The 13,253-nt window shown below is 70.8% G+C and carries 11 protein-coding genes; 5 read left to right on the forward strand and 6 right to left on the reverse strand.

All coding sequences use genetic code 11. The features are described 5' to 3' along the window. Positions 1–8 precede the first annotated feature (8 nt). Positions 9–848 carry a hypothetical protein gene (locus tag ABZ855_RS08800; protein WP_360803181.1) on the forward strand — a complete coding sequence of 280 codons (840 nt, stop codon included), beginning with the start codon at positions 9–11 and terminating at the stop codon, positions 846–848. A 116-nt stretch (positions 849–964) separates the two neighbouring features. Here ABZ855_RS08800 and ABZ855_RS08805 read toward each other — a convergent pair whose 3' ends face one another. The 5 genes from ABZ855_RS08805 to ABZ855_RS08825 all read right to left on the reverse strand — a co-directional run bounded on the left by ABZ855_RS08805 (position 965) and on the right by ABZ855_RS08825 (position 6,889). Next, positions 965–2,374 carry an MATE family efflux transporter gene (locus ABZ855_RS08805; protein WP_360803184.1) on the reverse strand — a complete coding sequence of 470 codons (1,410 nt, stop codon included), beginning with the start codon at positions 2,372–2,374 and terminating at the stop codon, positions 965–967. Continuing rightward, a complete protein-coding gene (locus ABZ855_RS08810) occupies positions 2,374–3,447 on the reverse strand; it encodes a cysteine synthase family protein (protein ID WP_360803187.1) in 1,074 nt (357 codons plus the stop codon). Before ABZ855_RS08810 ends, ABZ855_RS08805 begins: the two co-directional genes overlap by 1 nt. 48 nt (positions 3,448–3,495) lie before the next feature. After that, the gene (locus ABZ855_RS08815; RefSeq protein WP_360803190.1) at positions 3,496–4,836 is read right to left on the reverse strand and encodes a Y4yA family PLP-dependent enzyme; all 1,341 of its coding nucleotides are present in this window, start codon (positions 4,834–4,836) and stop codon (positions 3,496–3,498) included. Then, positions 4,833–5,828 carry an ornithine cyclodeaminase family protein gene (locus tag ABZ855_RS08820; protein ID WP_360803441.1) on the reverse strand — a complete coding sequence of 332 codons (996 nt, stop codon included), beginning with the start codon at positions 5,826–5,828 and terminating at the stop codon, positions 4,833–4,835. The genes ABZ855_RS08815 and ABZ855_RS08820 overlap by 4 nt, the downstream gene beginning before the upstream one ends. Before the next feature lie 71 nt (positions 5,829–5,899). Beyond that, positions 5,900–6,889, reverse strand: a complete 990-nt coding sequence (locus ABZ855_RS08825; protein ID WP_360803193.1) for a TauD/TfdA family dioxygenase — start codon at positions 6,887–6,889, stop codon at positions 5,900–5,902. Positions 6,890–7,115: 226 nt separating this feature from the next. Here ABZ855_RS08825 and ABZ855_RS08830 point away from each other — a divergent pair, with 226 nt between their 5' ends. The 4 genes from ABZ855_RS08830 to ABZ855_RS08845 all read left to right on the forward strand — a co-directional run bounded on the left by ABZ855_RS08830 (position 7,116) and on the right by ABZ855_RS08845 (position 12,164). Continuing rightward, positions 7,116–8,669: an ABC transporter substrate-binding protein gene (locus ABZ855_RS08830; protein WP_360803196.1), complete on the forward strand. Its 1,554-nt coding sequence runs from the start codon at positions 7,116–7,118 to the stop codon at positions 8,667–8,669. Then, on the forward strand, positions 8,654–9,673 hold the full coding sequence (locus ABZ855_RS08835; protein WP_360803199.1) for an ABC transporter permease: 1,020 nt from the start codon (positions 8,654–8,656) through the stop codon (positions 9,671–9,673). The genes ABZ855_RS08830 and ABZ855_RS08835 overlap by 16 nt, the downstream gene beginning before the upstream one ends. Positions 9,674–9,798: 125 nt before the next feature. After that, positions 9,799–10,620 (forward strand): ABC transporter permease, encoded by an 822-nt coding sequence (locus tag ABZ855_RS08840; RefSeq protein ID WP_360803202.1) that lies wholly within the window; start codon positions 9,799–9,801, stop codon positions 10,618–10,620. A gap of 5 nt (positions 10,621–10,625) precedes the next feature. Beyond that, complete coding sequence (locus ABZ855_RS08845; RefSeq protein WP_360803444.1) at positions 10,626–12,164, forward strand: ATP-binding cassette domain-containing protein; 1,539 nt, start codon at positions 10,626–10,628, stop codon at positions 12,162–12,164. A gap of 639 nt (positions 12,165–12,803) precedes the next feature. On the opposite strand, the gene ABZ855_RS08850 is transcribed toward ABZ855_RS08845, so the two are convergent. Then, positions 12,804–13,220, reverse strand: coding sequence for a hypothetical protein (locus ABZ855_RS08850; RefSeq protein WP_360803205.1), 417 nt, complete (start codon positions 13,218–13,220; stop codon positions 12,804–12,806). Positions 13,221–13,253 lie beyond the last annotated feature (33 nt).

Genomic DNA, 13,253 nt, shown 5'->3' on the forward strand with positions numbered 1-13,253 from the left:
CCCGTCCCATGACCTACGAACTCTCCGAGACACCTGAGGCCGAACCCGGCACGAGTGCTGCCGCCCGCCCGTCCCACCGCCTGCGCTGGAACAAGGTCCCCGAGGTCACCGCCTACTTCTGGATCATCAAGGTGCTGTGCACGACGGTCGGCGAGACCGCGGCGGACCTGCTCAACGAGAAGGCCGGCCTGGGCCTTACCGGTGTGTCGGTCCTGATGAGCGCGCTGCTCGCGGTCGTCCTCGTCGTGCAGTTCCGTACGACCGCCTACCGCGCGGGCGTCTACTGGCTCGCCGTAGCCCTGATCAGCGTGGTCGGCACGCTGATCAGCGACAACCTCACCGACAACGTGGGCGTACCGCTGGAGACGACCACGACGGTTTTCGCGGTCCTCCTCGCGGTCGTCTTCGTCGCCTGGTACCGGCGTGAGCGGACCCTGTCCATCCACAGCATCGACACCACCAGCCGTGAGGCGTTCTACTGGCTGGCCGTACTGTTCACGTTCGCCCTCGGCACCGCGGCCGGCGACCTGGTCTCCGAGCGCATGGACCTCGGCTACTGGCTCGCGGCCGTCCTGTTCGCCCTGGCCATCGGCGCCGTCGCGGTCGCGCACTTCGCCCTGGGTCTGGACGCGGTGTGGAGCTTCTGGATCGCCTACGTCCTCACCCGCCCGCTGGGCGCCTCGATCGGTGACTACCTCTCCCAGCCGACCGGCGACGGCGGAATCGGCCTGGGCACCGTTGTCACCAGCGCGCTGTTCCTGGCGGTCATCCTCGGCCTGGTGGTGCACCTGGCGGTGACCCGCAAAGACGTCGCGGAACCCGGGCGCGTCGACGGGCGGACGGCCTGAGCGGCTCGCGGGACCGGCGCCCCTCCGTGCGGCCCCCGAGTACGGGAGTGTCCGACCTCGGAGAACCGTGACCCCTCATCGGCCTCACCGTTCGCGGCGTCCGGTCGAGGGAGGGGTCAGGGCCGGGCCGCCGCGACGCCGTGCAGGAGCCCGACGCCCCGGTTGAAGCGGCGCAGCAGGAGGGCCGCGGTGGTCGCGAGGCCGATGAGCAGGCCCAGCCAGATGCCGACCGTGTCCCAGCCGGTGGCGAAACCGAGAAGTGCGGCGGCGGGCAGGCCGACGAGCCAGTAGCCGACGAGGGTGACGCGGAAGCCGCCCTTGGTGTCGTCGAGGCCGCGCAGCAGGCCGACGCCGATGTTCTGGGCGCAGTCGAAGAACTGCATCACGGCGGCGATCAGCAGGAGGTTCGTGGCGAGGTCGGTGGCCGTCCGGCTCTCGCCCTCGAAGAACGGCGCCAGCACCAGCCCCGGGAGGGCGACGTAGACGACCGCCACGACCGCCATGACGGCGGCGGCGCAGGCCAGGGCCGTTGCCTTCAGCCGCTGGGCGGCGCCCGTGTTGCCGAGGGCGAGTTCACGGCTGACGCCGAGGGACGCGGCGTGGGAGAGGCCGACGGCGATCTGGAAGACGATGTAGACGAGCTGGTTGACGGCGGTGTGCGCGGCCAGCGCGGCCGTGCCGAAGCTGCCGACCAGCAGGGCGACGACGGAGAAGAAGCCCGCTTCGGAACCGTAGGTGGCGGCGATCGGCGTACCGAGTGCCGTCAGTCGGCGCAGGGTGGCCGGGCGGGTCTTCCAGATGCTCAGCGACAGCACCGGCGCCAGCCGCGGATCGCGGCGGGCGGAGAGGTACAGGGCGAGGAAGGACAGGGCGTACACCGAGCTCGTCGCGAGCCCGATGCCCGGCAGGCCCAGCTTCGGCAGGCCCCAGGTTCCATGGATGAAGATCCAGTTGAGCCCCGCGTTGACGGCGATCGAGGCGATCGTGATGCGCAGCAGGGCCTGGGGGCGGCGCATACCGACCGTGAACTGGCGTATCGCCTGGAACCACAGGCAGGGCACCAGACCGGGCGCCATCGTGTACAGCACCGGCTTCGCCGCGGCGACCACGTCCGCGTCCTGGCCGAGGAACACCACGGCATGCCCGATCAGCACCATCAGCAGCGCGCCCGCGAGACCCGCGAGCGTGGACAGCAGCAGGCTCGCCCGGACGAGATCCCGGACCTCCTCGTGCGCCGCGTCCGCCTCGGCGCCTCTCGCCTCCGCGCCTCGCGTCTCGGCGCGGGCGTCCGCCGCGGCCACCTGGTTGCCGACGGCCGTGACGAGGCCGACGCCCATGGTGCGCAGCTGGTTGAAGATCACCATGGCGAGGCCGCCGGCCGCCAGGGCCTCGGTGCCCATCAGGCCCATCATGATCGTGTCGGTGGTGGTGAGCGCGACCTGGGCGAGCTGGGTGAGCGCGAGCGGCACGGCCAGCGTGGCGAGGGCACGGCCGTCGGTGAGGAGGCGGGCGAGGGCGGGCTGCATCAGTCCTGTTTCTGCGAAGAGTCGCGCGAAGTGTCCGGCGAGGTGGGGAGTCGGCGGAGCTTGGTCAGCAACTCGTCGACTTCGCGCTCCACTTGGGGGGAGAGGAGATCACGGGCGGCCATCCAGTCGTCGTCGAAGACGGTGTCCATGTACTTCTCCCCGCCGTCGTTGATCAACGCGACCATAGTCGTGCCGGGCGGCAGTGCGGACAGCCGGGCCAGGGCCTCGTACACGACTCCGCCCGCCGAGCCGCCGAGGAGCAGGCCGGTGCGCCGGGCGACGGCCCGCGCCGTGGCGAACGCCTCGACGTCGCCGACCTTCACGCCTTCGTCCAGCAGCGAGTAGTCGACCATCGCCCCGATGGTCGCGCCCTCGGGCGTGCCGGTTCCCGACTGGTGGTAGTCGTGCGCGGGCGGCCCGAACGCGATCGACCCCTTCGGCTCCACGCCCACGATCCGTACCCCGGGCACCGTCTCCCGCAGCGGGCCACCGGTCCCGAACAGCCCGCCGCCGGTGCCGACCGCGCCGATGAGGATGTCGATACGGCCGTCCAGCGCGGCATGGAGTTCGCGGGCCACCGGGTGGTAACCCACGCCGTTCGCCATGTTGTTGTGCTGCTCGGTGAAGTAGGCGTTGTCCGACTCGGCGGCCAGCTTCTCCGCGAACTCCTCGCGGGCGGCGGTGGCCAGTTCCTCGTCCCCGTCGTCGGCGACGTACACCAGCTCCGCGCCGAGCGCCTTCATCGCGCGCAGCTTGTCGACGGCCGCGTGGTGGTCGACGACGGCGGTGAAGGTGTAGCCGCGCTCGGCGGCCACGACGGCCAGGCCGAGCCCGGTGTTGCCGGAGGTCGACTCGATGATCCGGCCGCCGGGGCGCAGCAGGCCGCGCTCCTCGGCGTCGACGACCATCTGCCGGGCCATCCGTATCTTGGCTGTGCCCGTCGGGTTGAACTGCTCCAGCTTCAGCAGCAGCCGGGCGTCGCTCTCCGTGCGGGCCAGCTCGAACAGCGGGGTGGCGCCGATGAGTTCGGAGACCTGTCGCACGATGGGCGGCCGGTACAGGGGGTCGTCCATGGGGGCTCCTGTGGTCTTCACGTGGTCGTCAAGTGGTCGTCGGTGTCTTCAGTGGGGAGGGCGGTCGAGGCGCCAGCGGTGACGGGATCCGGATGGCTCGACGACGACCTTCGGGGGCAGCGGAAGGTCGTGGAACGGCGACTCGTTGGAGTCCATCTGGTAGCCCGCGGTGTTGAGGTACACGAGCAGGTCACCGACGGCCGGCCGCACCGGGAAGGGGATCTTGCGCCAGGTCAGCATGTCCGACTCCAGGCAGGTCGCGGCCCCCACGCACGCCGGGTACGGTCCCGCGTCGGCGACCGGACGGCCGGCGGCCGGCACGAGCACCGGGTCCGGCAGGAACTCGCTGTCGAACCACTGCTCCGACAGGCTGAGGCTGGTGCCGTCCACGGTCAGGATCGCGTACCCGTCACGCTCCTTCACGCCCTGCACACGGAACACCGTGAACCCGGCCTGGTCCAGCAGCGCCCGGCCCGGCTCGACGAGAAGGGTGACCCCGGCCGCACGCAACAGCTCGGCCAGAGAGGTGACTTGGCCCGTCGGGGTGGCCGCCAGGATCGTACGCAGGGCATCGGCGCCCGCGACGGGGGAGTGGTACGGATAGAAGCCGCCGAAGGACTTCCCCGCATGGAAGTGCTCGGAGCGGCGGCTCGCCTCGAAGCGCCGCCAGTCGTCCGCCGCCACGTAGTCCACGGCGAAGCCGCCGCCGATGCTGATCCGGTCGGCGCGCAGTCCGAGAGCCCGGGCGCGCGTGCACAGGCCGACCAACTCGGCGGCCAGGTCGGTGCGTTGGCGGACGTCGTAGCCGGAGAGGTGGAAGCTGAATCCCGCCACGCCGACGGACGCGTCGACGCATCGACGCAGGGCTGCCGCCAACTCTCCGTCGTCCAGACCGAAGCGGCTGTGCGGTTGCTCCGGAGGCAGTCTGCGCAGCAACACGCTTGCCGTACGCCGGAGTTCGCAACACAGGGCGATCAGCCGGTCCAGTTCGTCCAGTGCGTCCACCGCGATCAACGCGCCCTGGAGCACGGCGACTTGCAGCAGTCTGTCCGTCTTGGCCGGACCGGTCACCACCAGGTCCTCGCCGCGCACCCCGGCCGACAGGGCCTCGCGCAGTTCCCCGTGGCTCGCCACGTCGACGCCCTGGCCGGTCACGGCGGCTCGTTCGGTGTACACGGCGGCTTTGTTGGCCTTCTTCGCGTAGTACACGCGGCCGTGCACATCCGCCTCGGCGAACACCTTCTCGAACGCGGCGGCGTTCGCGTCGAAACGCTCGGGGAGCAGTACGTGACAGGGGCCGCCGAGTCCATGACTCAGCTCGTCGAGCAACGGGTCTGCGAGCAGGGCCCGTACCTCGGGTGTCGTGTGCGAGGGGAGCGGCGCCGTCACCTCCACAGCGGCACCGCCGTGCCCAGCCCCTGGGCGAGGGCCAGTTGGGCGAAGCGGTGGCCCAGCGCGATGTCGGTGACGACCAGCCCGCTGTTGTAGGCGAAGATCCGCTGGCTCGCGTCCGTACGGCCTTCCGCCCGGCCGGCGAGTACCTCAGGGAACTCGGCGTCCACATCGCGCAGTTGCCCGTCCGCGTCGGCCATGTCGACGCCTGTGACGCGCATCTGTGCCGCGCTGGTGGCGATCACTCTGTCGGCCCGGTGCAGGGTCGAGGGCGCGATGCCGTACCCGATGAGCACGGACAGGGCGGCGGGCTTGAGCCACTCGGCATCCACGGACGCGGGGGTGTTCGGGCCCGCTGTGGCGAGCACGATGTCCGCGTCGCCGGCCGCCGCGCGCAGATCGGTCACGATCTCCAGGTCGCGGTCGGGGAAGTGCGTGTGCAGCCGTTCGCGTACCGCCCGGATGCCGTCCGGATGTGTGCCGAAGAGCATCAGCCGTTCCAGGTCCGGCAGTGTGGTCAGCAGGAACGGCAGTGCGAGGCGCCCTTGTGTGCCGGTGCCGATGACGAGGGCGTTTCGGGCGCCGGGCACGGCCAGTTCGCGGGCCAGCAGCGCCGAGACCGCTGGGGTGCGCAGTGCGCCGACCCGGCCGCAGTCCAGCATCGCGACCGGCAGGCCGGTCTCGTCGTCGTACAGGGTCAGCGTCGTGTAGTAGTGCTGCTTGTCGCGGGCCTCGTGCAGGCCGTGTTTGTACGACGTCTTCACCGCTACCACGCCCCGCTCGCCGTCACGGCCGAGCATCGCGTACGCCACCGAGTGGCCGTCCTGCGGCTTGACGGTGAGCTTGCGCGGGTTGTCGGACTTGCCGTCGGCCAGCGTGCGGTACGCCTGCTCGACGACGGAGACGACGTCGGCCAAGGTGATGTCGATGCCGGCCACATCACTGGTGCTGAGGATCCGCAGTGTCGTGTCGTCGGACTCGGACGCCATGGTGCTCCCCGTCTTCGCGAAGTCGGTTTCGGTGTCAATGCCGGTGTCGGTGCCCGTGCCGTCGGTGCCGGTCATGCGAACGCCTCGACGGCCGCCTGGCCGTAGCCGTGTTCGAACCGCTCGGCCTGCGGACGGGTGCGGCGGCCCGGCACCCGCACGGAGGAACGTTTCAGCCAGCGGTCGTTGCCGTCGTAGCGCGCCTTGAAGGGGACCCGGCCGTGCACGACGAGGTCGTTGTCGACGACCAGGACGTCTCCCGGCGTCAGAGCCACCGCCACGGAGACCCTGGAGAGCTCGGCCTCCAGCCGGCCGTAGGCCGCGCGGTGTTCCTCGGGCGCTTCGTCCAGGGGCGTGTAGGCGGGGTCGAAGCGCAGGGTCGGCCCGTGCGGCGACTGCCACACCGTCGGCACGGGTGGCGGGGTGCCGTCGTAGCCCTGTGCCTCGGCGTAGGCGTCGTCGGGCAGGATCGGGAGTATCGGCCGGCTGAGCAAGTCATGGTCCCGTGCGTCCAGTTGGACCTGGCGGATGCTCGCGGCGGTGGTGGCGACGGCGTCCGGGTTGCGCAGGCAGCCGAGTACCAGCAGATGAGCGCGGCCGGGGTGGAAGGCGTCCTCGGTGTGCGGGCTGAGCAGCACGCTGCTGCTGGCGCCGGTCTGTTCGGCCTCGTGTCCCGGCGAGGGGACGATGTTGTGCACGAACCGGCCGTCCTGCTGGCCCTCCCAGGCCAGCGGCGTGCCCATCACCGTGGAGAGCAGAAGGAGAACCACGTCGTGCAGCGCGCCGGCGTTCCCGGCGGTCGACCAGTGGCCCGGGGTGAGGCCGATCGCCTCGTCGTCGACCGGGAGGCCGCGCAGTACGAACAGTCCGTCGGCGGTGTCGACCGGGCGGCAGGCGTGCCGGATGTCATCGGGCAACCCGGCTGCGGCAGCGGGGACTTGGGCGAGCAGCCCGGGGTGGGTGGAGACGCCGTTGAAGGCGTCGAGCAGGGCGCGGGCCGTGGTGAGCAGTTCGGTCACGGCGTGGGGGTGGAGCTGACGTACAGGCGTGGCTGCCGTCGGCATGGGTGAACCGTCCGTTCCGGTGCGGGTGAGGGGCGGGCGGTGGGCCTCTGTCGATGGAGTCGATGAAGAGGTCGTGTTGACCGAACGGAAACATAGCCAACCCACAACAAACAGGCAAGGCTTACCTAAGTTGATCAGGATCACAGTGCGTGCCCTCTTGTGCGACCCCTGTAAATCAGGATAGGCAAACCTAAGCAAACGAGCCGCACGTGAAATCGAGGACAAAGTGGACCTGAGTAGACGTCAACTCCTGTGGGCCGGTGGCGCCGTCGGCGCGACCGCTCTGCTGGCCGCCTGCGGCGGCGGCGATGACGCCGAACCGACCGGGTCCGCCACCGGCTCCGCCAAACCTCGCAAGGGCGGCACCCTCCGCGTGGGCGCCCTCGGCCGGGCCGCCGCCATCACCCGCGACCCGCACGGCTCCCAGGCCAACGAGAGCGACTACCTGATCATCAGCCTCGTATACGACACGCTCACCGTGCCCGGTACGAAGCCGAACACCGAGCCCCGCCTGGCCGCGAGCTGGACCCCTTCCGAGGACCTCAAGACCTGGAAGTTCACGATCGCCCAAGGGGCGAAGTTCCACGACGGGTCCCCGGTCACCGCCAAGGATGTCGTCTACTCCCTCAAGCGCCTGCGCGCCACACCTGCCGGCGCCTCCCGGCTCCCCGGCATCCAGGCGAAGAACATCACGGCCGAGGGCACCGACACCGTCGTCCTGGTCTCCGACTACGCCAACGCCGAACTGCCTCTGCTCACCCGCCTCACCACCTTCGTCATCCCCGACGGCACCACCGACAAGGACATCGCGAAGGCGCCCGGCACCGGCCCCTTCAAACTCGACTGGTTCCGCACCGGCAACGCCCGCCTGGTCCGCAACGACGACTGGTACGGCGGCGACGTGTACCTCGACGCCATCGAGGTCAAGATTTTCGAGAGCCCGCAGGCCATGTCCAACGCCCTGCTGGCCGGACAGATCGACCTCGCCTCCAACGTCGGTGCCGTCGCCGCCCGGACCGCCGAGTCCCGCAAGGACATCCAGACCGTGCGCCGTCCCAACGACATGGCCATGCCGATCGTCATGCGCACCGCCGACGGCCCCTTCGCCGACCCCAAGGTGCGCGAGGCACTCCGCCTCGCCGTCGACCGCGAGGCCATGGTCAAGCAGGTCCTGTCCGGCTACGGCACCGTCGCCAACGACATCCTCGGCACCGGCGACCCCGCCTACGACAGAAGCGTTCCGCAGCGCGCCCGCGACCTCGCCAAGGCCAGGGAACTGCTCAAGGAGGCGAAGTTCGACACCTCCAAGACCTACGAACTGCTCACCACCGAAGACATATCCGGCCTCGCCGAGTCGGCCACCCTCTTCGCCACCCAGGTCCGCGAGGCCGGCGTCAAGGTGAAGGTCGTCAAGCAGGAGTCGGCCGTCTTCTGGGACAAGACCTGGCTCAAGGGCGACCTCTACACCACCTACTGGGGCACCAACGACTCCGTGGTCTTCTTCGCCAGCAAGACCATGGTCTCCGACAGCGGCACCAACGAGGCCGGCTGGAAGTCCACCGAGTTCGACACCGCGTACCAGAAGGCCATCGGCACCGCCGACGCTGCCCGGCGCACCCAACTCCTGCAGCAGCTCCAGCAGATCGAGTACGACACCTCCGGCTACCTCCTGTGGGGCATGGCCGACGGCATCGACCTCGCCGGCGCCAGGGTGCACGGCCTGCCGACGCTGCCCGGATACGGAAGGGTGCAGCTCGAAGGCGCATGGCTGGCCAGTTGACCTCCGACCCCGTCGCACCGGCCGCCTCTCCGCCCGCCCCGGAGAAGCGGCCGGCCCGCGCCCTCGCCCTGCTCCTGGCGCGGGTCGGCGGCGCGCTGCTGAAACGGACGGCCCTGCTGGCGCTCCTGCTCGCGCTGGTCTTCGCCGCCGTCGAACTGCTCCCGGGCGACGCGGCCAACGCGACCTCCGAACGTGGCGAGAGCGCGGCCGACCTCGCGGCACGCCGTGAGCTGCTGGGTCTCAACCGCCCTGTCCTGGAACGCTTCTGGGACTGGATGACCGGCCTGCCCACCGGCGACCTCGGCATCTCCGCACGCGGCGAGAAGGTCACCGACCTGGTCTCCGCCGCCTTCCCCAACACCCTGCTCCTGGGCGGCGTCGCCCTGCTGCTCACCGCAGTCCTGTCCCTCGCCCTGGGCTGCTGGGCCGCCCTGAGGCCCGGCGGACGCCTGGACCGGGTCGTGTCGGGCTCGGCGACCGCGGTCCTCGCCCTGCCGGAGTTCGTCGTGGCCGTCGCCCTGGTCCTCGTGCTCTCGCTGTGGACCGGCTGGCTGCCCGCGGTCACCCTCACCGGCGCCGACGGAACCCCCGCCTCCTGGGACATGCTCGTGCTGCCCGCCCTCGCCCTGACGATCCCCCAGGTCGGCTGGAACACCATGATCGTGCGGGCCGCGCTCGCCGACGAGGCCCGCGCCCCGCACGTGGAGACCGCCGTGCTCGACGGACTGCCGCCCCACCGCGTCCTCACCCACCACGTACTGCCCGGCGCCCTGCCCGCCATCGCCGCGGGACTCGCCACCTCCACCGGCATGCTGCTCGGCGGCGCGGTCGTCGTCGAAACCATCTTCAACTACCCAGGCATCGGATCGGTGCTCGCCTCGGCGGTCACCGACCGGGACAGCCCCGTCATCGCCGGCGTCACGGCCCTGTCCGGCGCCGTCATCACCGGCGTACTGCTCCTGGCCGACCTGATACGCACCGTGGTGACAGGAGGACGACGATGACGACCTCCGGCCGCGACACCGAGCCGACGGCGAAGCCGCCCGGCGGCGATGGGGGGCCGACGGCGAAGACCCCCCGCAGCGATGGGGGGCCGTCGGCGGGGCCGCCCCGCGGCGAGGGAAGGCCGATGACGAAGACCTCCCGTACGAGGATCGCCCTGCGTGTCACGCCAGCAGTCCTCCTGATCGGCCTCGCCCTGATCGGTCCCTGGATCGCCCCGCACGCCGTGGACATCCCGGTGACCGTGCCCTACGCGGAATCCGGCGCGGACGGCACCCTGCTCGGCGGCGACCAGTTGGGCCGGGACGTGCTGAGCCGACTGCTGGCCGGCGGACGCGACCTCGTCCTGTCCTCACTGCTCGTCGCGGCCCTGGTCACGGGCACAGCCGCGGTTCTCGGCGCGATCGGCGCCGTACGCCCGCTCGTCGGACGGCTCGTGGAGCGGACCGCCGACCTGATGATGCTGCTCCCGGCCGTCCTGGGCATCCTCCTGGTCACCCTGTCCTGGCCGGGCGGCGGCCGGTTCGCCGTCATCGCCGCCGCCGTCGTGCTCGGAACGCCCTACGCGGTCCGACTCGCGGGCAGTGCGGCGGCCCCCATCGCCGAGACCGGTTACGTCGAGGCGGCGGCAGCGGGCGGCGAACGCCTCTGGTACCTCGTCGTCCGGGAGATCCTGCCTAACCTGCGCGCCACCCTGCTCGCCCTGTTCGGGCTGCGCTTCGTCGCCGCCGTGTACCTCGTCGCCACGGCCGGCTTCCTCCAGGTCGGTCCGCAACCCCCGGCCGCCGACTGGGCGTTGATGATCCGCGAGAACTCCCCGGGCATCCTCCTCAACCCGTGGTCCGTGGTCGCCCCCAGCATCGCCGTGGCCCTCCTCGCCCTCAGCGTCAACCTCGCGACCGCCGTCCTCGCTCCCCAGACCGGCCGGAAGGCGGTGACCGTCCTGTGAGCCACATGCCCGACCGGTACGCGAAGCCCGGGAACCCGCCGAGCGACACACCCGCCGTCCAGGTCACCGGCCTGACGGTGACCGCGCCGGACGGCCGCCTCCTGCTGCGCGAGGCGTCCCTGACCGCACGCCCCGGCCGACTGGTCGCCCTGACCGGCCCCTCAGGCGCCGGCAAAACGACCCTGCTGCGCGCGCTGACGGGCTTCCTGCCCCCTGGAACGACACGCACCGCCGGCCACGTCGACATCCTCGGCCACGACGTCCTCACCCTCTCCGAACCGGAACTGCGCACCCTGCGCGGCACCCGACTCGCCTACGTCGGCCAGGACCCCGGCTCCGGCCTCAACCCCCGTATGCGCGTCCGCAACCTTGTCCGCGAACTCGCCGCGGACCGCAGCGCGGAAGCCGTCGCAGCACTCCTCACCGAGGTCAGACTCCTCGACGATGACGGACGCCTGGCCGCCCGCCGCCCCGGCGCCCTCTCCGGCGGACAGCAGCGCCGCGTCGCCCTCGCCCGTGCCCTGGCCCGCCGCCCCGACATACTCCTCCTGGACGAGCCGACCGCCGGTCTCCACCCCGAACTGCGCGACGAGATCGGCCAGTTGCTGCAACACCTCGCCCGCGAACACCACCTCGCCGTCGTGTTCTCCTGCCACGAGCCCACCGTGGTCGAACGGTTCTCCGACGAGGTCGTACAACTGGGTGTCCACGGTGTCCACTTGCCCCCGCCGACGCATACGCCCGCCCCCCGCCCCTCAGCCGTCCCGAAGGCTGAGGGGAGCAGGGCAACCGCCCTCGAAGTCCGGGACCTGCACGTGAGTTTCCGTGAAACGCCCGCCCTCACCGGCGTCGGCCTCACGGTCACCACCGGCTCCGCGGCCGGCATCGTCGGTGTCTCCGGCTCCGGCAAGACCACGCTCGTACGCACCGTCGTAGGACTCCAGCGGAGCACCTCCGGCACGATCCACCTGGCCGGCACATCTCTGAGCACCGGCTTGCGCGGACGCACCCGTACACAGCGGCGCCGACTGCAACTCGTCACACAGAACCCGCTCGGCGCGCTGAACCCGAGCCACACCGTCGGCGCCGCCGTGGGCCGCCCGCTGCGGCTGCACCGCCGCTGCGCGTCCAGGGAAATCGGCGAACGAGTGGCCGACCTACTGGAACAGGTCGGTCTGCCATCCGCCTTCGCCGCCCGCTACCCGCACGAACTGTCCGGCGGACAACGCCAGCGCGTCGCCATCGCGCGAGCACTGGCCGCCGAGCCGGAGGTGCTGATCTGCGACGAGATCACCTCCGCCCTGGACCCCGACACCGGCCACGCGATCATGGACCTCCTCGCCGACCTGCGCGAGCGCCGTGGCACGACCCTCGTCCTCATCAGCCACGACCTGCCCCTCATCGCCGACCGCACGGACACCGTCACCGTCCTGGAGGCGGGCCGCGTCGTCGAGTCCGGCCACACGGCCGACGTCTTCACCGCCCCGCGACACGCGGCGACACAGGCACTGCTGGGCACATCCGCACCCGCCGGGAGACCCTGACCGCGGGCCGCCGCGCGCGATCACACGCGATGACTCCTGGCCGGCCGACTTCTGCGGATTCGCTGCGCAGGGGCGGTTATGACGCTCTTTTGACGCTTTGCACAGCACCGGATACGTCGGGATCCGAGCCTGTCGAACCGGGGGAGCTCAGTAGCGCCTTCGACCTCACCGTCGCCCTGTCCAGCCTTGGTGACGATGTCCCGCCACGTGTGTGGCACGTGGAGCTGAACGGCGCAGGTGTCGCCGATGAGGTGGCGGGCGAGTGCGGGGACGACTGTGTCGAACCCGGTGGCGGGCACCACCTCCGCATAGAGGTCGATCAGATGCCAGGCGAGATGAGCGCTCTCTCGGACGGTCCCCATGCCGGACCATGTATGGATTGAGGAAGCGGCGGGCCCTGTCGGGAGTCCGGGGTCCGGCGCCCTGGTCGATGCCGAGCACCGCATCGACGACGCCCCTCACGCCGTAGTAAGCATCCGCGCCCCCAGCCGTCATGTGGAAGCCGAGGCGGTGCAGGCTGTCCAGGACGAAAAGGGGAAAGAGACACCTGCCTGCGATCACCGATAGGGGCCACGGTTCAAAAAGCGGCCGGCAGTTTTCTTCCACGCTGCTCGGACTTCCCTGCGTTCTTCTCCGGGATCACGTGAATCCATTCGAATGGACGGCCCAGGCGTTGACAGGCGTCGGGGAATGCACCGTTGAAAAGCCTTGAGGATGAATGCGGCTCATCGCACAGAGGCGGTGAACCGGGCTGTGGCTGATAGGGAGAGCTGATTTCACGGGGGAACAGAGCAGGTGCTGCTCGCCCATGGCATAGCCCAGGCAGCGGCGCGAGAACGCGTCGATGACCGTGGCCAGATAGATCTTGCCCTCGCGGGTGGCGATCTCTGTCATGTCGCCGTACCGGAGCAGGTCCGGGGCAACCGCGTCGAAGCGGCGGTGCACCAGGTCAGGGGCGGCTCTTCGCTTGCCCTGCCGGGTCAGAGACCGCCGCCGGCGCGGGGGCTTGCGCCCTTGCAGGCCGAGGCCGGCCATGATCTCGGCGACCGTGTTCATCGACACCTTCCAGCCCTCCGCCCACAGATCCAG

This window comes from Streptomyces sp. NPDC047042, from assembly GCF_040644035.1.
In the GTDB taxonomy this organism is placed as follows: domain Bacteria; phylum Actinomycetota; class Actinomycetes; order Streptomycetales; family Streptomycetaceae; genus Streptomyces.